Origin of the sequence: Hymenobacter segetis, from assembly GCF_038448715.1 — a bacterium.
Lineage (GTDB): Bacteria > Bacteroidota > Bacteroidia > Cytophagales > Hymenobacteraceae > Hymenobacter > Hymenobacter segetis.
Genome location: NZ_JBCEVZ010000001.1, coordinates 31,314 through 52,679, shown reverse-complemented (window position 1 = coordinate 52,679; position 21,366 = coordinate 31,314). Strand labels below are relative to the sequence as shown.

The 21,366-nt window shown below is 60.2% G+C and carries 13 protein-coding genes; 7 read left to right on the top strand and 6 right to left on the bottom strand.

Features of this window, described 5'->3' with window-relative positions; translation table 11 throughout:
• The first annotated feature begins 59 nt into the window (after positions 1 to 59).
• Both AAFH49_RS00140 and AAFH49_RS00135 read left to right on the top strand, forming a co-directional pair.
• Positions 60 to 1,457 (top strand): tetratricopeptide repeat protein, encoded by a 1,398-nt coding sequence (locus AAFH49_RS00140; protein ID WP_342295046.1) that lies wholly within the window; start codon positions 60 to 62, stop codon positions 1,455 to 1,457.
• Between the two features lie 125 nt (positions 1,458 to 1,582).
• Complete coding sequence (locus AAFH49_RS00135) at positions 1,583 to 2,413, top strand: phosphosulfolactate synthase (RefSeq protein WP_342295044.1); 831 nt, start codon at positions 1,583 to 1,585, stop codon at positions 2,411 to 2,413.
• 158 nt (positions 2,414 to 2,571) lie between these two features.
• Here AAFH49_RS00135 and AAFH49_RS00130 read toward each other — a convergent pair whose 3' ends face one another.
• Together AAFH49_RS00130 and AAFH49_RS00125 are read right to left on the bottom strand one after the other, a co-directional pair.
• A complete protein-coding gene (locus tag AAFH49_RS00130; RefSeq protein WP_342295042.1) occupies positions 2,572 to 5,844 on the bottom strand; it encodes a T9SS type A sorting domain-containing protein in 3,273 nt (1,090 codons plus the stop codon).
• Between the two features lie 211 nt (positions 5,845 to 6,055).
• On the bottom strand, positions 6,056 to 6,979 hold the full coding sequence (locus AAFH49_RS00125; protein WP_342295040.1) for a bestrophin family protein: 924 nt from the start codon (positions 6,977 to 6,979) through the stop codon (positions 6,056 to 6,058).
• A gap of 423 nt (positions 6,980 to 7,402) precedes the next feature.
• Here AAFH49_RS00125 and AAFH49_RS00120 point away from each other — a divergent pair, with 423 nt between their 5' ends.
• The 5 genes from AAFH49_RS00120 to uvrB all read left to right on the top strand — a co-directional run bounded on the left by AAFH49_RS00120 (position 7,403) and on the right by uvrB (position 13,696).
• Positions 7,403 to 8,065 (top strand): DedA family protein, encoded by a 663-nt coding sequence (locus AAFH49_RS00120; protein WP_342295038.1) that lies wholly within the window; start codon positions 7,403 to 7,405, stop codon positions 8,063 to 8,065.
• Between the two features lie 122 nt (positions 8,066 to 8,187).
• The gene (locus AAFH49_RS00115) at positions 8,188 to 8,937 is read left to right on the top strand and encodes a shikimate dehydrogenase family protein (RefSeq protein ID WP_342295037.1); all 750 of its coding nucleotides are present in this window, start codon (positions 8,188 to 8,190) and stop codon (positions 8,935 to 8,937) included.
• A 162-nt stretch (positions 8,938 to 9,099) separates the two neighbouring features.
• On the top strand, positions 9,100 to 9,759 hold the full coding sequence (locus tag AAFH49_RS00110) for an RNA polymerase sigma factor (RefSeq protein ID WP_342295036.1): 660 nt from the start codon (positions 9,100 to 9,102) through the stop codon (positions 9,757 to 9,759).
• On the top strand, positions 9,749 to 11,497 hold the full coding sequence (locus AAFH49_RS00105) for a hypothetical protein (RefSeq protein WP_342295034.1): 1,749 nt from the start codon (positions 9,749 to 9,751) through the stop codon (positions 11,495 to 11,497). Before AAFH49_RS00110 ends, AAFH49_RS00105 begins: the two co-directional genes overlap by 11 nt.
• 159 nt (positions 11,498 to 11,656) lie before the next feature.
• Entirely contained in the window at positions 11,657 to 13,696 is a 2,040-nt protein-coding gene (uvrB, locus tag AAFH49_RS00100; protein ID WP_342295033.1) for an excinuclease ABC subunit UvrB, read from the top strand.
• Positions 13,697 to 13,699: 3 nt separating this feature from the next.
• On the opposite strand, the gene AAFH49_RS00095 is transcribed toward uvrB, so the two are convergent.
• The 4 genes from AAFH49_RS00095 to AAFH49_RS00080 all read right to left on the bottom strand — a co-directional run bounded on the left by AAFH49_RS00095 (position 13,700) and on the right by AAFH49_RS00080 (position 21,364).
• Positions 13,700 to 14,953 (bottom strand): metal-dependent hydrolase family protein, encoded by a 1,254-nt coding sequence (locus tag AAFH49_RS00095; RefSeq protein ID WP_342295031.1) that lies wholly within the window; start codon positions 14,951 to 14,953, stop codon positions 13,700 to 13,702.
• 225 nt (positions 14,954 to 15,178) lie between these two features.
• On the bottom strand, positions 15,179 to 17,578 hold the full coding sequence (locus AAFH49_RS00090; protein WP_342295028.1) for a glycoside hydrolase family 3 C-terminal domain-containing protein: 2,400 nt from the start codon (positions 17,576 to 17,578) through the stop codon (positions 15,179 to 15,181).
• 33 nt (positions 17,579 to 17,611) lie between these two features.
• Complete coding sequence (locus AAFH49_RS00085; RefSeq protein ID WP_342295026.1) at positions 17,612 to 19,681, bottom strand: kojibiose hydrolase; 2,070 nt, start codon at positions 19,679 to 19,681, stop codon at positions 17,612 to 17,614.
• A 120-nt stretch (positions 19,682 to 19,801) separates the two neighbouring features.
• Positions 19,802 to 21,364: a RagB/SusD family nutrient uptake outer membrane protein gene (locus tag AAFH49_RS00080; RefSeq protein ID WP_342295023.1), complete on the bottom strand. Its 1,563-nt coding sequence runs from the start codon at positions 21,362 to 21,364 to the stop codon at positions 19,802 to 19,804.
• Positions 21,365 to 21,366 lie beyond the last annotated feature (2 nt).

Genomic DNA, 21,366 nt, shown 5'->3' with positions numbered 1-21,366 from the left:
TTGCTGGATTCGCTAATTCACAAAACCAGATTAATCCACTTAACTGCGGTTTTATGCGCATGAACGAACATTTTGAAAACGACCGGACCGTGCTGGATACCGTGCGCCGCTTCGAGCGCATGGTGGCCCAGCAGGAATCTGTTTTCTTCGACCTGGAAGACTTCGAGAACATCATTGACCATTACGTGACGAGTGCAGAGTTTGACAAGGCCCTCCAGGCCTGCGAAGCTGCCCTCGGCCAATACCCTTTTTCTACTGAGCTGCTGATTGACCGCGCGCAAGTGACGGCCATGCGTGGCGACTACTCCGAAGCCGAGCGCCAGATTGACGCCGTGGCGGCCCTGGACCCCACCAACGCCGACGTGGCGGTGACGCGCGGCATTATCAGCACGCAGCGGGGCGAATTTGCGCAGGCAGTGGAGTTTTTCCGCACCGGCCTGGAGCAGGAGCCCGAGCGTGAGGACATTCACTTCAACTTGGGCCTGGCTTTTCAGAGCTGGCAGAAGTTCAAAAGCGCGGCCAAGCACTACAAGCAGAGCCTGCGCCTCAATCCCGACAACGAAACCGGCGTGCAGGAGCTTCTGCACTGCCTCGACATCACGGCGCGGCTGGAGGAGCACGAAGATTTCTTCAAACGCTTTACCGACGACGACCCTTATTCGGCCACGGCTTGGTACAACCTGGGCCAGTACTGGTACCGCCGCGAGGATTTCACGAAGGCTGCCGAGGCATTCGACTTCGCTGTGACCATCCGGGCCGATTTCTATGATGCTCACCACTGGCTGGCCGACACTTTTGTGTGCCAGCAGGAGTACCTAAAAGCCATTCCGGAGTTCGAAATGGCCTACCCACCCGGCGAGCCGACCGATGAGGCGTTGTGCAACATCGGCGAGTGCTATGAGAAGCTGCGCGAGTGGGAGCCCGCCCGCAAGTTCTACCGTCAGGCGCTGGAGCTGAACCCCGAGATGGACGAGGCCTGGTTTGGCCAGGGTGTGCTGCTGCAGGAGCAGGGGCGCTGGTTCGAGGCCATTCACTACTTCCGTAAGGCGACTGAGCTGTACGCCGAAAGCGGCGAGTACTGGTCGGCGCTGGGCGCGGCCGAAAACCAGGTGGGCAACGTGGTGAGCGCGCTCGAATCGTACGAGAAAGCCACCGAAGTGGCCCCCGACGACGTGCAGGGCTGGGTGAGCTGGAGCGCCATCCTCTACGAGCAGGGCCATTTCAGCGAAGCCGTGGATTTGGTGCGCCACGCCGTGGAGCTGCACCCCCACGAAGCTCATTTTCACTACATGCTGTGCGCTTATTTGCTGGCCGATGGGCGGATGAAAGAAGCATACGGCGTACTCGAAACGGCCCTCACGCTCAACTATGAACAGCACGTTATTCTGTTCGACTACTTCCCCCAACTGCGTGAGCAGCCGGGTTTGAAACGGCTTATTGAGCAGTTTCGGAAATAACATTTTGGCTTAATGCTACTTTTGTAACCGCCCGTCAGCCGACGGGCGGTTTTTCTTTGCCCGCGCCACCCGTTTTTTTAGAGCGGGCAAGCTTTCCCCAAATTCTCATATTTTACTCAATTTTAATGAATTACGACCTCTCTCAACTGCCGGAGCGCACCCCCAAGCCCCGCGAGCAGGGCTACACCATGGTAATGGACAAAGGCATGAGCCTGCGCGAAGTAGAAGATTTTCTGGAGGTAGGCGAGACCTATACCGACGTGGTGAAACTGGGCTGGGCCACTTCCTACGTGGTGCCCAACCTGAAGCGCAAGCTCGAAATTTACCGCGAAGCCAATATTCCGGTGTACTTCGGCGGCACCCTGTTTGAGGCCTTCATAATCCGCAACCAATACGACGATTACCGCCGTCTGCTGGACACTTACGGCATGGAGTACGCCGAGGTATCGGACGGCAGCATCGACCTCGACCACGAGCGCAAATGCGAGTACATCCGCGACCTGAGCAAGAGCGTGCGCGTACTGAGCGAAGTAGGTTCGAAGGATGCCGAGAAAATCATCCCGCCCTACAAGTGGATTTCGCAGATGCAGACCGAGCTTGAGGCCGGGGCCATCAAGGTAATCGGTGAGGCCCGCGAGGGCGGTAACGTGGGCCTGTTCCGCAGCACCGGCGAGGTGCGCTCGGGCCTGGTAGAGGAAATTCTGACCAAGATTCCTTCGGAGAAAATCTTGTGGGAAGCCCCACAGAAAGCCCAGCAAGTATGGTTCATCAAGCTGCTGGGGGCCAACGTAAACCTCGGCAACATTGCTCCTAACGAAGTAGTAAGCCTCGAAACCATTCGTCTGGGCCTGCGTGGCGACACGTTCTCGCACTTCCTCGATATGGATGCCGTGGACCCCATGTTCCAGCCAGCGGCCAAGACCGGCAAGCCCGGCACTTCCATGCCCCGCGGCTAAGCAGCCACCGCCAGCCGAGTGCGCTGACCAGTAAATTAAAAGCCCTTCATGCTCGGCATGAAGGGCTTTTTTAGGCTCGCTTGCCTATCTATCGTTCACAAAAAAAGCCGGCCTCCTTGCGGAAGCCGGCTTTTCTGTGGGCCGAAGCCGTGGTTAGCTTATTGCTTCACCACTTTCAGGTTCTTCACTTCGCCGGTAGGCAAGGTGATTTTCACCAGGTACACACCAGCTTTCAGGTCGCCCATGCCAGCTACCGAAGTATCGGTGAGGCTGCCGTTCAGGACAACGTTCTGCTGCTGCAGGGTGCGGCCCGTCATGTCGGTCACCAACAGTTTGGCCGTGCCCGTAGCTGCCGATTGCAGGGCTACGTGGAGTTCGTTGCCAGCATTGAGAGGATTGGGGTAGGCCACGAAGCTGGAGGCCGGAGCCTTGCCATCGAAGCTAACCACCGTGGGGGCGAAGAAGGCATCTTTGCCGTCCAAGTCCATCTGGTGCAGGCGGTAGTAGCGCTTGCCCGATTTGTTGGCTTCTTTGTCTACGTAGCTGTAGTTGGTCACCTGCGTGGTGTTCGGCGAAGCGCTCGGAACGTAGGACAGCGTGCGGTACTCAGTGCCATTTGTCGAAACCTGCACTTCGTAGCCTTTGCTGTTTTCTTCCGAAGCCGTCTGCCAGGTCACCAGAGCATCGTTGCCGATGCGCTTGGCATCGAACGCCATCAGGCGAACGGGCAGAGGGGTTTCGGTGCTGCCCAGCGTGAAGGTGGCGAACTGAGTTACGCCGGTCTTGGTCACGTTGTTGTTCACCTGGTCAACCGGGCCGTCGCGGCCAATCAGGCCGAAGGCACCACCGCCGTTGGTCGAGATGAAGATGGTCAGTTGGTCTTCCGGGATGGTGCTGTTGCCGGGGGTGCGGATGTCGGCACCATTCAGGTTACGGGTTTCCGAATCGCGGTAGTGGAAAATCATCGTAGCAGTGAGGCCGCCGTTGTTGGTAGCCTGGTCGGAAGGACGCACACCGAAGATGCGACGGATGCCGAAGCGGCCGCTCACCGGAGCATAAGCCTCTACCGTGTTACGGGTCACATCCACGTTGCCGGGGCTGTTAGCACCGTTGAAAGTCAGGGTCATGCCCATGTTGCCATACGTACGCGTTTCGCCTACCAGTACACCCTGACGGGTAGTACGAACAAAGCCACGCAGGTAGGAATCATCGGTTTCACCGTTGAGCTGTGCACCGTTGTTGCCATTGGTGAGCGCGCGGTCAGAAAGGACAATCACCGACAGCAGGGGCTGGAGAATGTCAGTAGTCAGAATGCCGGCATTTGCATTGAGCGTAGTGTATGGGTTCGGGATGACCGTGTTAACCGCGCTTACGGTGGGGGTCAGGAAGTTAATAGCTTCCGAAACGTTCATAATACCAACTACATCCTTACGGCCACCACCCGAGATATCAATCCGGACAAATGAGCCGCCCGTGATGGTCTGGGTTACGCCACCGGCAAACTCCATGATGGTGTTTTCGCGCTGAATAAAGCTGTCGTAGCTGTTGTCGAAATCACCGAACACTTGCAACTGGCCGCGCACGAGGCGGGTAATGGAACGCGAACCTTGCGAGGTACCACCCATAATCAGGTTACGGGTCTTGGCCGGGCCGGAGCCGATGTTGCTGTAGGTAGGCGTCGCAACGTCGGAGTTGATGTTGGGGTAAGGAACGCCGCTGCCAGCACCCAAGTCACGAATCAGGGCATTCTTAGTTTGGTCCGGCACGCCATTGCTCCAGTTGCGGGCATCAAACCAGTTGTCGTTGATAGAGCCCGTCCAGATGGTTTGGGCGACCGGCGTACCCGATACCGTGAATCCAGCCGAGTAGGCATTACCAGGAGCACCGTTCGGGTCGGTGATAGTGAAGTTGGTGTTCGTAATCGAGTTCGAGCCGCTGGCCTGGTAGTACACGTCAACCACATAGTTGCCGGCAGCCGTGACGGCGGGCGTAGCAATCAGGTTAGGCTGGGGGTTGATGCCGTTAACACCGGGGTCGAGGATGAACGTGCGCGTGCCGTTAACGGTGTTGCCGGACTGCGTGAGGTTGATAGGCTGGAAAGCGCCACCGGACGTACCAGCCAGGCGAGTGCGGTAGTAGAGCACCACGCTGGTGATGGTATTGGCACCGGCTTCGGTGGTGGTTACCGTCGTGCTGTTCAGGCGCAGCTGGCCGTTGTTCACGTCGTAAGTCGTGCCGTTGTTGGCCGACGAGCTCAGGTCAGCATTTTGGAAGGGGCGCGGCGTGTTGGGGTTGATGTTGTAGATAACGGTACCGCTGTTGTTCGGAGCGATGCCGATGGTATTGCCCTGCACGGTAGGTAGCGGCGTTTTGGTGCCGGTCACATCGAAAGTAGCGGCGTACGAGTTATTGTCGTTGGCACGCTGCGGCAGGCCTGTACCATTTACCTGGTAGGTAGCATGGAACGACACTTGGATGGTGTAGCCGTTACCAGCACTGGCAATCAGGCTAATCAGGTTGGTGTTGCCGCTACCAATAGAGAATTGGCGCACACCGTTGTTGACGGCACCGTTCTGTTGCAGTTGCAGCGTACCCGTGCTCACTTGATTGAAGCTCGGGTCATACAGGGTGTAGTCCAAGTTGGCACCGTTCACAACGAAAGAACCGGTTTCGGTAGTCGTTACCGTGCCGCCTTGCAGGATAAGCTGACCAGCATTAATGTCGAAAGCAAAAGGTGCTGTCGCGCCGGGCTTCTGGTCAAGCAGTTTCGTGTTGAAGGAAGAGCCGGGGTAGTTAACGCTGCCGTTGCCTTGGTCAACAGTAACCGATTCGCCGGAGAAGACAACCGAGCTGGGGGGAGGAATAACGCCGACTACGTTGAAAAGGCCAGTATAACCACTGCCACCGTTGTCATCACGAACTGTAGTGTTGGTTACACCAGTACGACCTGTAGCTCTGAAGACAACCGATACGTTGTACCCATCACCAGCAGTAGTAATGCCGCTCAACAGATTTATACCAGCAGTCGAAAAGGTGAAACTTCTCGGGCTACCAGAAGCAGGAGTACCGGTGAGCTGAATTGAACCACTGCTTACAGGATTGCCAAGCGAGTCGGCGACCGTATAATCTACAAAGCCTGCGTTAAGAGTAGTCGTGGACGTAGCAGTAGCCGTAAAGCTGCCACCGTTGAGCAATAGACGGCCAGTATTGATATTGTATGTACCAAGGCGCTGTGTATCAAACTGCGCTGCCGCAATGTTCTCATTGGCCCCACCATTACGGCTAATAGTCACCGTCGAGTTGGAGATGATAATGCCAGCTTGCGCGGTCAGCGAGGAGCCCAGGCCCAAGAAGATGGCGAAGAGCGGAAGTAAGGAGCTTAGAAAGCGCCGCTGTCGCGACAGCTTCTGAGTAAAGGTTAAAGTTTGCATGTAATTGGGGGTTGAATGTTAGAGAGGATGAAACGCTTGGAATGCGGATTACACGACGAGGCGCATATACGCAGGGGTTTAAAAAAAGGCTGGGCTGGTCTGAGAAAATTTACACAAATGCCGAATCTATCCAAATAAGGCTTTTTTGATATTATCAAGCGACTATGGATGAATGCTATTTATTACTGGCTGAATGCACAAAAACCGTCGGTTAATGGACTACGCTGTAGGGCACGGTCGCCAAAGCCTTTTTCTCGGCTGGTAGTTCCACGCCCAGCAAATCATGTACACTTACCCGGATTTTATTGGAGAGCTGGGTGATGGGCAGGTCGTTGCTGTCGTACCCAAACGGGTTCTCAATTTCGTTGCCAATCATCTCCAGCCCGAGCATGGCGTAGGCCCCAATCATGGTCACGGGCACCATCCACCAGCCGCAGGAATCGACCAGCACCAGGGGCATTACCATGATAAAAACGGTGATGTAGCACTTGATGAAAAAGCTGTAGGAATACGGGATGGGCGTGGACTTGATGCGCTCGCAGGTGCCATTCACGGTCATCATGCCCAGGTAGTGCTGCTTGATGTTGATGAGGTGAATGGGGTCGAAAATCTGGACCTGGCGCAGCTGCTCCACGCTCTCCATGAGCACGGCAATGATGGTGGAGCACACGCTCTCGGCCTTCTGGAGGCGCTCGATGATGTCGGGGGTCGCCTCCATCTTATCGAAGCGGACTTTGTTGCGCAGGCTGCCTTCGAGGGCGATGGGGAAGTTGGAGATGAGGGCGGCGAAGTAACGGCGGCTGGATTTGGCCTCGCGGGGCAACAGGGCGTTCATTTCCATGGCCAGGCCCCGGCAGTGCGACACCAGTTGGCCCCACACGCGGCGGCCTTCGTAGTACCGGTCGTAAGCGGTGTTGGTGCGGAACACCAGCAGCAAGCTGAGCAGAATGCCTAGGATGGACAGGTACTCGCGCCCGATGCGGACGTTGAGGGTATGAAAATCGAGGCTGATGATGGCAATGGCCGACCCGTAGAGTCCCACCAGGGCTACGCGCTTCAACAACAGGCGGATAACCGCCGAAGTATGAAAGTGCCACAAGGCCCGCCACCAATCTCCGCCCTGATAAACAATCATTGAGTAAGTATTTTTTTTGTCCTGCAACGGCAAATCATTTGCCGGGGTTGAGCCTGCTTAGCCGCACAGTAGAATAGTGAAAATGGGCAGCTGGCCAATTCGTAGGTGCGGTGCGGCGGGCCTCATCACAGGTCATGCCACGTTTTGCCGCACCACGCTTACCTGAACCGTACGTCGATGCTTTACACTGCTCAATAACAGGCTCACTACCCGGAACCGGATGATTTAGTCGCATTGAAAAAAATACCTGATAAATACCAAGTCCGGTACCCGGTTAGCCAATCGGGCCGCAAAGGTAAGAAGCACAGGCTCGGGACACTAACTGCGGGGAATAATAAACCGGACGCGCGAACCGCTGATGCCCAGTGAACGGGGTAGTTTCGGCGGCCACCGGTTTTCTTTGTGGCTCACTTCACGCCCGGCATGGAAATTATCAAACACTTTCTCGACCTTCTGCTGCACCTCGACAAGACCCTGGTAGACGTTGTCCACAACTATGGCACCTGGACCTATCTGGTGCTTTTCCTCATCGTTTTCACCGAAACGGGCATCATCGTGTTCCCTTTCCTGCCCGGCGATTCGCTGCTGTTTGCGGCCGGCGCCCTAGCTGCCCGCCCCGAAACCGGCCTGAGCGTGTGGATAATTATTCCGCTGCTGATTGCGGCCGCCTTCATCGGCGACAACGTGAACTATGCCGTAGGCGACTACCTGGGGCCGCGAGTGTTCCGCGAGGACTTCAAGTTCCTGAACCGCAAGTACCTCGACCAGACGCAGGCCTTCTACGCCAAGCACGGCGGCAAAACCATCATCATGGCGCGCTTCGTGCCCATCGTGCGCACGTTTGCGCCGTTTGTGGCGGGTATTGGCACCATGACTTACCGCTACTTTGCGTCGTACAGCATCATGGGTGCGGTACTGTGGGTGGTGGTGCTCACGCTGGCGGGCTACCTGTTCGGCAACATTGAGGTGGTGCAAAAGAACTTCGAGCTGGTGATTCTGGGCATCATTGCGCTGTCGGTGCTGCCGCCGCTGTGGTCGTTTGTGAAAGGCAAGCTGGCTGGCCCGGCCGACGCACCGGCCCGGTAGCCGGCGGGCCGCTCCGCACGGAAGCGTACCTTCCGCCAAACCGTAAGCCGTCCCGGATTTTCATATCCGGGACGGCTTTTTTGCGCTACTTTAGGTTGTTTTTCGGTTTTAATTTTAACTCCATGCGTCAGTTCGGGCTCATTGGCCGCACCCTCAATTACTCGTTCTCGCAGACGTACTTCAGCCAGAAGTTCTACTCGCAGAGCCTGGCCGACCACGCGTATGAGCTATTTGAGATGGTTACTATCGGCGAGTTGCCGGCCCTGCTGGCGGCAAATCCTGACCTGGCGGGCCTGAATGTGACCATCCCGTACAAGGAAAGCGTGGTGCCCTACCTGGATGAGCTGGCCAGCTCGGCCCGCCGCGTGGGGGCCGTGAACGTGATTGAGTGGCTGCCCGACGGCCGCCTGCGCGGCCACAACACCGACGTGGTGGGATTTCGGGAGTCGTTGCGGCAGTTTTTTCCGGCCCCGCTTGGGGCACGGGCGCTGGTACTGGGCGCGGGCGGCGCGGCTAAAGCCGTGACCGTGGCGCTGAATGATTTGGGCATCGCCTACTGGTCGGTAACGCGGAACCCGCTGGGCCACGGCCTGACTTATGACGACCTGACGCCGCAGGTGCTGGCCGCGCATCAGCTCATCATCAACACCACGCCACTGGGCACTTTTCCGCTGGTAGACGAGTGCCCACGCCTGCCCTACGAGGCCCTGACGGCGCAGCACTACCTCTATGATTTGGTGTATAACCCGGCCGAAACGCTGTTTATGGCCAAAGGCCGCGCGGCCGGGGCGCAGGTGAAAAACGGCTTCGAAATGCTGTGTCTGCAAGCCGAAGCCGCCTGGGATATCTGGAATAATGGGACCGCAGACTGATAACTAAAATCCATTTGCAACCTTTTCCGATGGGTGTGCATCTCCCATAAGCCAGCCCACCACATTGCTGGCTACTTTCTGATTGACACACCTTTCTATGCAAGCGAAAATGGACTCTTCTACCCTTCTTTCCCTGGCCGGCACGGGTTACCGGGCGCAGGCATGAGCAGCGGCGCCCTCTCCTGGTTCGCGTTCGGGGCCGATGACGTGCTGCCCGACCAGCCCGCCACGGCACCGCGCCTCACGGCCAGCCGTAGCGCGGCCGTAACCAGCCCGCCCACCGAAGCCGAGCTGATTGACGGCTGCCTGCGCGGCCGCCAGCTGGCCCAGAAGCTGCTTTATGACAAATACGCCGGCAAAATGATGGCTGTGTGCCTGCGCTATGCCCAAACCACTTTTGAGGCCGAGGACGTGTTGCAGGAAGGCTTCCTGACGGTGTTTCGCACGCTGGCCAGCTTCCGGCGCGAGTGCCCGCTGGAATTCTGGATTCGCCGTATTATGATTAACGCGGCCCTGCGCCAGCACCGTCGCAACGCCTCGCTGGTAGCAGTGAGCGACGGTGACTACCCCGAAACCCTATCCAGCGAAGAATTCACCCTCAGCAACTTCAACTTCAACGAATTGCTGGAAATGGTGCAGGAGCTGGCTCCGCGCTACCGCATGGTTTTCAACCTCTATGCTATCGAAGGCTATACCCACAAAGAAATCGGCGAATTATTAAGCATTACCGAGGGCACCAGCAAATCCCAATATTCCCGGGCCCGCGTCATCCTACAAACTAAACTGGAGCGCCTCGGTGCCCCAACCCGCCATGTCCGTTAATCCTATCGAAGACAACACTACGCCTAAAACCACCGGCAGCCTGGAGGAATTATTCCGCCACCACCTGGGCGAAGAGGCCGCCGTGCCCCCGCGCCCCATGCTGTGGGACCAGATTGATAACTCGCTGCTGATTCGGCAGAACGAAACCTACCGCCGTCGCCTCGTGGCTACGCGCTGGGTGGCGGCGGCCAGCCTGCTGCTGGCCACGCTGGCCGGCACCGGCTGGTGGGCCAACCGCGCCGATATGCTTGGCGGTGCCGAAATGGCTACGAACAGCCGGCCAGCGGCGACGGGCACTCGGATGGGCCGCACCAACATTCCGGCCACGCTGGGCATGAAAGACGTAGCGGGACCGTCCGATGCGTCGCTGGCGGCTAACGGCTCGGCAGTTGGTACTAGGGGTGCGGCTTTGTCGGGTAAGGCTTCTATTAATAACAGCACCGCAACGAATAACAACTCCACAATTACATCATCAGGTAATCAGGGCTTTGCTACTGCGGACCGGGCGGCCGTAGCTGCGGCTACTCAAAGCCAGTACACCGGTTTCGGTTCGGCTTCAACGGCCCGCTATTCAGCTGGCAAAAATTCAGCGGCTGAATCCGCTTTGCAGCCTGGCGTTGCTTCGGCAAGCCGCACGGTAGCCGCTACTGTAGCAGTAGCCGCTGGCGAAACCTCCGTTGTGGCCACCAACCAAGTGGCAGCCCAGGCACAGTCCGAAGAATCGACCTCAAATCAGAATTCCGGCCGGATGCTGGCAGCGGCTGACGTAGCGGGCACGGCTGCGGCCGGCGCTTCGGCGGTTGCGGGCGGCAGTTCGGCTGGCACAATGGGCAGCGGTGTAGCAGCTACGACTTCGCTGGCCGCTACCACCGCTTCGGCAGCCACAGTTGCTCCCGAGGAAGTGAGCCTGCTGGCTGCCCGTCAAACTTCACTGAGTTTGGCCAACGCCACCACGTTGCCCAACGGCTTAGCCACGGTGCCGGTTGAAGAACTGCCCGCCATTGATGCACACCGCTGGCATTACGGGGCCAGCTACACGGCCGGCGTATTCAACCCTAACGTTAATTTCTCGCGGGCCGGCATCGAGCCAGAGTTCGATTATGACCGGGGTCCCGCCTTCGGCACGGACTCCCCGAAGCTTACCGAAGTAGCCGCTACCGAATACCGCAACAACCTGCGGCCGGGCCTGAGCCAGCGCATCGCGCTGCTGGCCACGCGCCACCTGCGCGGCCATTGGTCGCTGAGCACCGGGGCCGAATTCAGCCAGGCCACGGCACAGTCGGCGTCCTCGTCGTCCTTCGTGGGCGAGCAGTTGTTCGACCTGGGCCAGGGCAGCAAACACACGCTGCACACCACCAATTTCCGCTACAGCATGGCCAGCATTCCGCTGGAAGTGCGCTATTCTAACCCCGTGAAGCGCGGCTGGAGCATCTACGGCCGCCTGGGCGGTGTAGTAACGGCCCTGCTGGGTGTGCGCAGCGATGTAGAAGGCGACCCGGAAGCCACCCGCACCTATTCCATCGCCTCCACGGGCGGGCCTTACCGCCGCGTGATGGGCAGCCTGCGCGGCGCGGCGGGCACGCAGTTCCGCACCAGCACGGGCAAATGGGCCTTCACGATGGGACCAGTTGCTGAAATCGGTCTGGTGGCGCTGAATGCCCACCCGGTACAAAGCTATTTGGCCCAGAGCCACCCATATAGCTTCGGTATAGAGGCAGGCGTGGAGTTTGGACGGTAGAGCCGCTTGAAGGAAGAAAAGACCGTCATGCAGAGCGCAGCGAAGCATGACGGTCGTGTTTTCTCAAGCCTCCCCTGCCCTTTTCCAAATGCCGCGAAACCCATTCCCCGGCATTTGGGTTAAGGTAGGCTGACCATTTCGGCCTACCTTTCGCGTTGCATGGAGTACCAACTGACCTCAGAATTTAAGCCCACCGGCGACCAACCCACCGCCATCGCCAAGCTGGTGGAAGGCGTGAACAACGGCGAGCACGCCCAGGTACTGCTGGGCGCCACCGGCACCGGCAAAACCTTCACCATGGCCAACGTCATTGCCCAGACGGGCAAGCCGGCGCTGGTGCTCTGCCACAACAAAACCCTCGCGGCGCAGCTCTATGGCGAGTTCAAGGCGTTTTTTCCGAACAACGCCGTCGAGTACTACATCAGCTACTACGACTACTACCAGCCGGAAGCCTACATCGCCAGCACCGACGTTTTCATCGAGAAAGACCTGGCCATCAACCAGGAAATCGAGAAGCTGCGGCTGCACACCACTTCCACCCTGCTCAGCGGGCGGCGCGATGTGATTGTAATTGCCTCAGTGTCGTGCATCTACGGCATCGGCAACCCCGAGGAATTCGCCAAAAACGTCATTTTCCTGAAGCCGGGCATGCGCTACACGCGCAATAACCTGCTCTATCAGTTCGTACAGATTCTGTACTCGCGCACCGAGGTGGAGTTCACGCGTGGCTCGTTTCGGGTGAAGGGCGATACCGTGGACGTGTTTCCTGCCTATGCGGACTACGCCGTGCGCATCTACTTTTTCGGCGATGAGATTGAGTCGGTGCACAAGATTGACCCTATCAGCGGCAAGAAACTGAGCGATGAGGCCAACGGCATCGCGCTATACCCGGCCAACCTGTTCGTGACCGGCAAAGACACCCTGAACTCGGCCATCAAGCAGATTCAGGATGACATGGTGCAGCAGCACGCCTACTTCGAGAAGGAAGGGCGCGACTCGGAAGCCAAGCGCATCATGGAGCGTACGGAGTTCGATTTGGAGATGATTCGGGAGCTGGGCTACTGCTCGGGCATCGAGAACTACTCGCGCTACTTTGATGGGCGCACGCCGGGCTCGCGGCCGTTCTGTTTGCTCGATTATTTCCCCAAAGACTACCTGCTGGTAGTGGACGAAAGCCACGCCACCATGCCCCAAATCCGGGCCATGTGGGGCGGCGACCGCAGCCGCAAAACGGCGCTGATTGAGTACGGCTTCCGCCTGCCCTCGGCCCTGGACAACCGGCCGCTGACCTTCAATGAGTTCGAGAGCATGTTCCAACAGGCGGTGTATGTATCGGCCACGCCGTCGGACTATGAGCTGACCCAGGCCGATGGCGTGGTAGTGGAACAGATTATCCGCCCCACGGGCCTGCTCGACCCCGAAATTGACCTCCGCCCCAGCATCAACCAGATTGACGACCTGCTGGACGAAGTGGACAACCGCGTGAAAATGGGCGACCGCGTGCTCGTGACCACCCTCACCAAGCGCATGGCCGAGGAGCTGAGCAAGTACATGGACCGCCTCGGCATCAAGGTGGAATACGTGCACTCCGACGTGAAAACGCTGGACCGCGTGGAAATTCTGCGCAAGCTGCGGCTGGGCGAAATCGATGTATTGATTGGCGTGAACCTGCTGCGCGAAGGTCTAGACTTGCCTGAGGTGAGCCTCGTGGCCATTCTTGATGCCGATAAGGAAGGCTTCCTGCGCGACCAGCGCAGCCTGATTCAGACCATGGGCCGGGCCGCGCGAAACGACCGGGGCAAGGTAATTATGTACGCCGACCGCATGACCGGCTCCATGCAGCGGGCCATTGATGAGACGAACCGCCGCCGCGCCACGCAGGCGGCTTACAATGAGGAGCACGGCATCACGCCGCGCACCGTGCGCAAGAGCCACGCCGAAATCATGGGCCAGACCGATTTGGCCGACTACCGCGTGCTCGATACCCTGCCCTACGCCGACACGGACGGCGGGGCCGCCCTGGCCATGGCTGCCGAGCCGGTGATAGCCATGATGACCCGGCCCGAGTTGGAAAAGCTCATCAAAACCACCGAAAAGCAGATGGAAGCCGCCGCCAAGGACCTCGACTTCCTCACGGCCGCCAAGCTGCGCGACGAGCTGGCCGCGCTGAAAACCATGCTGAAAGGAAAACGGGAATAGCCGCTAAGGCTGCCGGTAGAGTACGCCACCCTTCATCACCAAGCGGATTTGGCGGAGGGCGGCCACGTCCTGCGTGGGGTCGCCGGCCACGGCCACGAGGTCGGCCAGCAGGCCGGGGCGGATTTGGCCCCGGTCGGCGAGGTGGAAGATTTGGGCGTTGCCGCTGGTGGCCTGGCGTAGCACCTGTAGCGGCGTGAGGCCGTAGTCGCGCACCAGCAGCTCAGCTTCGCGGATGTTGTCGCCGTGGGCGAATACGCCGACATCGCCGCCTTGGGCCAGCGTCACGCCGGCTTTGAGGGCGGCGGCCATACTCGCGTGCTTTTGCTGGATGCGGGGCGGGGCCGGGTCGGTGCCCTTGTGCCAGCCTTTGTATTGGGCGGTGGCATCGGAGGCGGCCACGGTGGGGCACAGGGCCACGCCGCGCTTTTTCATCAGGGCGAAGATTTCGGGGGTGCCATAGTCGCCGTGCTCGATGGTTTCGACGCCGGCCAGGATGGCGCGGCGCATACCCTCGGGGGTGCTGGCGTGGGCCACCACGCCCCGGCCGGTGGAGCGCGCGGTTTGCACAATCAGCGTCAGTTCCTCCTGCGAAAACGTGGGCTGGGCCGAGCCGTCGGGCCCCCAGCGGTAGTCGGCATACACCTTGATAATATCGGCCCCTTTGCCAATCTGCTCGCGTACGGCCCGGATGATGCCGTCGACACCATCGGCTTCCTGCGCGCCCTGGGGCACATTTTCATCTACCGAAAGCTTGGGGCCGTAGCTGCCCGTAGCCACCAGTGCCCGCGTGACTACCAGCAGGCGCGGCCCGGGAATGATGCCCTGATTAATGGCTTGCTTGATGCCCACATCGGCGAAGCCTGCGCCCTCAGTGCCAAGGTCGCGGGCGGTGGTGAAGCCGGCCAGCAGCGTACGCTGGGCGTGCACCGTGGCCCGCGTCACCCGCAGCGCCTGCGACTCCAGTAGCACCTGGTTGTCCCAAGTAGTTTCGTTGTAGGGGTGCAGCAGCAGGTGCGAATGGCCTTCAATAAGGCCGGGCAGCAACGTGAGGCCGGGTAGCTCCAAGGTGCGAGCGTTTGACGGCACCGCTACTTTAGCGGCTGGGCCGGCAGCCGTGATTTTGTCGTTTTCGACCAGCACGACCCAGCCTGAGTGCATTTCCTGGCCATCGAACACGGCGGCGGGGCGCAACAGTGTGGCGGCTGATGCGGGCGTCACCGCCTGCGCTTGGGCAGTTTTGGGCAGAAAGGCCAGCATCAGAAGCCCGCCCAACATCGCATAGCGGAAGCGCCGAAAGCGACGAGCGCGGCCCGATTGACCCGCAGGAAAGTCAGAATATCGCATAAATAATCAAGGCCGCCCCCGCTGGTACGGGGGCGGCCTTGCGAAGCTACTCCGCGCACGCGGCTTATATTGTGCTGCGCTGGCCGCAGGTTAGCGCGCAACGTGCTAACCTGCGGCCAGCGCGAGTAGGCAAGCTTGTTATTTACTGGCCGTGGGTGGCGCCATTTCCGTCACCGGGGCCTGCGGGGCCAGCAAATGGCGGCTTTTAGCCACCACCACCGGCTTACCCACCTGGAAGGTGGCGCGCTGCTTCACGTCTACTGATGAGGCGGCGGCCTGCACGGTGTAGGTTCCGGCATCCGTCACCCAGGCCGAGGCGGCAGTGTCGTAGGAAGCCAGGTCGGCGGCGGTGAGGGTGAAGCTGAGCGTCTGCGCCTTGCCGGGCGCGAGCAGGGAGGTTTTGGCGAAGGCTTTCAACTCGCTTACGGGCTTAGCGAGCTTGCCTTTGGGGGCGCTTACGTAAAGCTGCACCACTTCACGGCCCGCCGTTTTGCCGGTATTGGTGACGGTGAGCGTGGCCGTGAGCTTGTCGTTGAGCGCGGACGCGCTGAGTTTCAGCGGGCCATAGGCGAAGGTGGTGTAGCTCAGGCCGTGGCCGAAGGCATAGGCCGGCTGTTTCTGGAAAGTATTGAAGTAGCGGTAGCCCACGTAGATACCCTCGGAATACGTGTTTTCCGATTCCTGGCCGCCCAACGAATTAGCTGGCGCGGCTGCGCCGGCCTTCACTTTGCCCGGGAAATCCTGGCTATATGGGATGTCGGTGTAGGCCATCGGAAACGTGGTGGCCAGCTTGCCCGAGGGGTTGGTTTGGCCGCTCAGCACGTCGGCCACGGCGTGGCCGCCCTCCTGGCCGGGCTGCCAGGCCAGCAGAATGGCATCGGCCTGGTTGCGCCAGCTGGCGGTTTCCACTACGCCGCCTACGTTCAGCACCACCACCACTTTCTTGCCCAGGGTATGGAAAGCTGTGGCAACTTGTTGAAGCATGGCCTTTTCATCGGCCCTTAGCGTGAAATCGTCGGTCACTTTACGGTCCCCACCTTCGCCCGCGCTCCGGCCGAGGGTGACAATTGCTACATCGACCGCCTGGGCCTGCTGTTGCAGCGTAGCCGCATCCAGCCCCATTTCCGCAATAACCGGGACGGGTTCGAAGAAGGTCTTTTTCGGGGGAATCTTGGCTTTTTCGGCCCGCAGGTATTGCGTGTAGGCTTGGCTAATGGGAGAACTGACGGAAAACCCAGCCTTACTCAAGCCCTGCTCAATGGAGATGGTGTAGGCGCGGTTCACGTCGCCGCTGCCAGTGCCACCGGCAATGAGGTTGTAGGACGTGTTGCCGAACAGGGCCAACTTCTGGCCAGCGGCCAGCGGCAGCGCCAGGGCTTCGTTGCGCAGCAGCACCATGCTTTCGGCGGCGGCCTGGCGGGCCACGGCGGCATCGGCGGGCAGCGCGGGGCGGCTGGTGTAGCTGTTGCCGAGGAAGGTGGGTGACTTGAGCACCAGTTCCAGCACGCGGGTCACGTTGGCATCGAGCTGTGCGGGCGTGAGCTGGCCGCTTTTGGCCGCCGCCAGCAGGGCCTGCGTCTGGGCCGTGGTGCCGGGCATGAGCAGGTCGTTGCCCGCTTTTAGCTGGGCTACCGGGTTCTGGCCGCCGTACCAATCGGTCATTACCAAGCCTTTGAAGCCCCACTCCTGCCGCAGCAGCGCCGTGAGCAATTCGTGACTCTGGGATGTGTAAGTGCCGTTCACGAGATTATAGCTCGACATCACCGTCCAGGGCTGGGCCTTGCGCACGGCAATCTGGAAGCCTTTGAGGTAGATTTCCCGCAACGCCCGCTCGCTCACCTGCGAGTTCATTTTCATGCGGTTGAACTCTTGGTTATTGACCGCGAAGTGCTTGATGGACGTGCCCACGCCGTTCGACTCGACGCCATTCACGAAAGCCGCCGCGATGTTGCCGGTCACCACCGGGTCTTCGGAATAATACTCGAAGTTGCGCCCACCCAGCGGGTTACGGTGGATATTCATACCCGGGGCCAACAGCACATCAATGCCAAAGGCCCGCACCTCGCTCCCAAACGCCACGCCCACTTTGTACACCAGTTCGGTGTCCCAACTCGACGCCAGCAACGTGGCCACCGGGAAGGCCGTAGCGTAATAGGTTCGGGTACTGTCGCCGCCCCGAATGGGGGCAATACGCACACCCGCCGGCCCATCGGAAAGCGTGAGCGACGGGATGCCGAGCCGGGCAATGGCGTGGGTACGGCCGGCCGCGCCGGGCACTTTCTCGGGCACCTTGCGGTCGGCAGGGTCAGAGGGCGGCAGGATGCCTTCGGGGAAGCCGGCGGGATAGAAGCCCATGCCCACCACCAGCTTTACCTTTTCCTCAGTGGTGAGGGCGGCCAGGATTTCCTTCAGCGGAGCCTTACCCAGCTGCGGCGCGAGAGCCTGCGCGGAGGCAGCTTGGTTGCCGAGCAGAGCCAGCAAAACCACCATCGAAAACTTGCCGCTAAGGCGGCCATACGCGTGATACAGGTTGCTCATAAATCCAGAATTTACTAATTGACAATCAATTTTTTATCGACTCACAGAGTACGTGCGGCGTTGCGGCCCCACGCCCGTAATCTTCACCGATTGCCAGCCGGTGGGCAGCGTGGATTTGCGCTGCGCAATGCCGGCCGGCGTGATATCCAAGCCGCCAAAGCCCATGAGCACGGCTTGCAGCACCCCGCCCGCTCCCGTGGCGAAGTAAGGATTGGTGCCGCCCTTGGTTTCGGCGATGACGCGGAAGGGCGGCAGCAGGTTAGGCTCGTAAGCATCTTTAAACCAGAGCTTGGCCTTATCAGCATTGCCCAGGCGGGCGTAGAGGAGAGCGAAAATGCCCTGCGTCATGGCCGGGGTGCCTTCGTTGGGTACGCGGGTTTCGTAGTAGCTGAGGTCTTTTTTGATTTGGGCGGGGTCGGTGATGACGTTCAGCGGGTAGGCCAGCAGGTTCACGTCGCCCTGCTTGATGCCTTCGCCGTGGTAGGTGGCGTGCTCCTGAGTCACGCCGTCGGCCATTTTCAGGATGGGAATGTTCTGGGCTACCAGCGCCCAGTCGGGGTTGGCGCGCAGGCCGAGTAGCTTGGCGGCGACGGCGGCGTTTTGCAGGTTGACTTTGGCGGCGGCGTTGGTGAAGGCGTCGTTGTCCACGTTTTCAGCCCACTCATCCGAAGCCACCACGTTCTTGATATCGTAGTGGCCGGGGCCGTTGCGCTCCACCCGACTGGCCCAGAAGTCGGCGGTGGCCGAGAGCATCGGCCAACCTTTTTCGCGCAGCCAGTCTTTGTCCTGCGTCACGCAGTAGTATTGCCAGGCGGCCAGGGCCACGCAGGCCGAAATATGGTGCTCGAAGGGGCCGCTCAGCGCCCACACCGGCGTTTCCTCCACGCCCGAGTCGGCGCTTTCCCAGGGGTACATGGCCCCCTGGTAGCCGTGGGCGAAGGCGTTGCGTCGGGCCGGCTCCAGCCGGCGGAAGCGGTATTCGACCAGCGACTTAGCAATTTCGGGGTGCAGCACCAGCAGCGCCGGGAACATCCACAGGTCGGCATCCCAGAACACGTGGCCGTTGTAGCCCAAGCCTGAAAGGCCCATCGGAGAGGGCGAATAATCGGTGCCGGCCCGCGAAAAGCTGTAGAGGTGGTAGAGCATGCTGTGCACGTCCTGCTGCGCTTGCGCATCGCCGCCAATCTGGATGTCGCTCTGCCACAGGTCCTGCCAGGCTTTGGCGTGGAAGGCCAGCAGCCGCTCCCGGCCTTCGAGGCGGGCGAAGATGGTCATGCGCTCGGCCTCATTCAGCGGGTCGGGGTGGTGGGCCGAGGTGATGGCCGAGCCCGCCACGGCGTAGCCGTAGGTCTGCCCGGCTTTCAGGGCTTTGCTGAACTTCATCAGGTGCTCGCCATTGTCCCACATCTCGTGGATGACGCGCGGCTCCAGCCCCTGCCCTTCCGTGAACAAAAACGTGGTGGACGCGCACAGCAGCAGCTTGCCCGTCGGGCTTTTGGCTGAGGACGTGAGAAGTCGCACAGTGGCGTGCGGCCGGTCGATTTCGTTGTAGTAATTCTGCACGTCGCGCAGGGCGTCGGGCGTGTCCATCACGCTGGCGGCGGTCAGGGCAATGTCTTTTTTGGCCACGATGGACACGTCCAGCAGCACCGTGTAGGGCAGGTGGCGTAGCGCATAAGTGGTGTAGCTGATGGTGGCCTTGTCCTGGTAGTCGAAGGTGGTGGTGAGGGTGGCTTTCTGCATGTCCAGTTCCTGCCGGAAGTGGCTGGCATCGGCGGCACCCAGGCGGCGGCCGTCGATTTCCATGTACATATTCAGCAGGTTGATGCCGTTGAGGAAATTGCTCACCCGGCCCCGGCCGTACTGGTCGTAGGCCCCGGCCAGCACCACGTTCTTCACCTTAAAGGGCTCGGGCGACGACACCACGCCCATGATGCCATTGGCCACCGTCACACCGTAGTAGTTGGCCGGGTCCACCTTGTCGGCAACGATGCGCCAGGGGTCGGGCGTTTGGGCGGCGGCGGGAAGCTGGGCGGCGGCTATAAACAGCAACGCCACCGCGCAACGGAATGGACGCAGCCAGTTGGATTCAGAAATCACCATGTTAAAAATGCCAGAGAAGTAATGAGGTGGAATAAAAAAGGGTAAGCACAGGCTTACCCTTTTTTACAATTCCTGGCGGTGGCTTGCTGTTGCCAGCTCGCCTGCCTCCGCAGTTATCCCTTAGTAGCCCGGGTTCTGCACCAAGTTGGGGCTCACCGCAAGCTGCTGGTTCGGGATGGGGAAGATGAGGTAGTGGGCATCTGTGCTGGTGGGGCCTTCCTGCAATGGCCCCAGGAACTTGCCGAAGCGCACCATGTCCTGCCGCCGCCACAGCTCCAGATACAGCTCGCGGCCCCGCTCGTCATACAGAGTATTCAGGTCCACGGTGGCCAGCGCAGTGGCCCCGCGCGAGGCATTCGTCCGGATGGAATTGACCAAGGCCAGCGGCGTGCTGCCATAAACGCCGGCCGTGGTACCGGTGCCGCCGCGCAGGATGGCTTCGGCCTTCATCAGCAACACGTCGGGCAGGCGAAAGTGTACCATGTCGTTATCGATGGCGCCGGCCGAGTTATTGGTGAAATCGGGAGGGTACTTCATCGGCCGGATGCCGGTTACTTCCAGGTTGGCACCGGTTTCGATGATGGCCACGCTTGCGGTGAACGCCAGCGGCGCACCCAGGCGGTCCTTCAGTGGTGCGTCGGTGGTCAGGTTGTACTGCTGGCCAATCAGGAAGCCCACATTCACGCGGTGGCCGGGGTTGGTCGGGCCGTTGGTGTAGGTGTAATACTGGCCCCGGCGCTTATCCACGGCCTCGTACTTGTTGTAGAAATCCGACAGCGCGCAGGGGCCGTTGTAGCCGCTGGGGGTCATGTTGTAGTGCGAGATGAAGCGCCACAAATCATACTGCGCCCCACTGCTTACGCCACCCTGGTTCAGCTCGGTGAAAATGTTTTCCGTGCCGATGTTGGAGTTGTCCGGCGCGAAGTTGTCGAAGTAGTTGGCGGCAAACCGGAAGCGGCCGCCGTTGATTACCTGGTCGGCCAGGGTAATCACCTGGTTCATGTCGGCCGCCGCGAAGGTGGGCGTCTGCCGGTTGGCATACACGCCCCGGTTGATGTAGCACTTCATGAGCAGGGTGCGGGCGGCATCCTTAGTCGCCTGCGAGGCGGGCGCATCGGGCAGGTTGGGCAGCACGGCCGTTACCTCGCTGATGATGTAGTCGAGGGCCGCGCTGCCCTTGTACACGCGCGGCGCGGCCACTACCAGCTCGCCGGGTTCGCGGTAGGGCACCTGGTCGAACAGGTCGAGCAGCCAGTACATGGCGAAGGCGCGCAGAAAGCGGGCTTCGGCCTGCTGCTGGGTATTGGCCTTGAACTTCGGCTGGAGCATGTCGGTAGCCGCAAAAACCACCCCGCTCAGGTTGTTGAACGCGTCGCGAATCTGGCCGTGGTTGGCATCCCAGGTGCGCTGGTGCAGAGAGCGCCACTGGCCGTTGTCGTCCCAGTCGCCGGCCCGGGTGGGCATCAGGCGCTCATCGGTGGTCACTTCCGAAAGCGCAAACACCTGGGTAGCGCCCTGGAAGGGGCTGCGCATGGATGAATAAACCCCATCAAGCAGCGAGGAAGCATTGCCCGAGGCTGCCTGCTCGGGTGTCAGGGTGGCATCGAGCCGCTCGGTAATCTGGCAGCTGTTGGCCAGCGGAAGCAGCGCCAGCAAGGCGGCGGTGCTGAGTATCTTTTTCATAT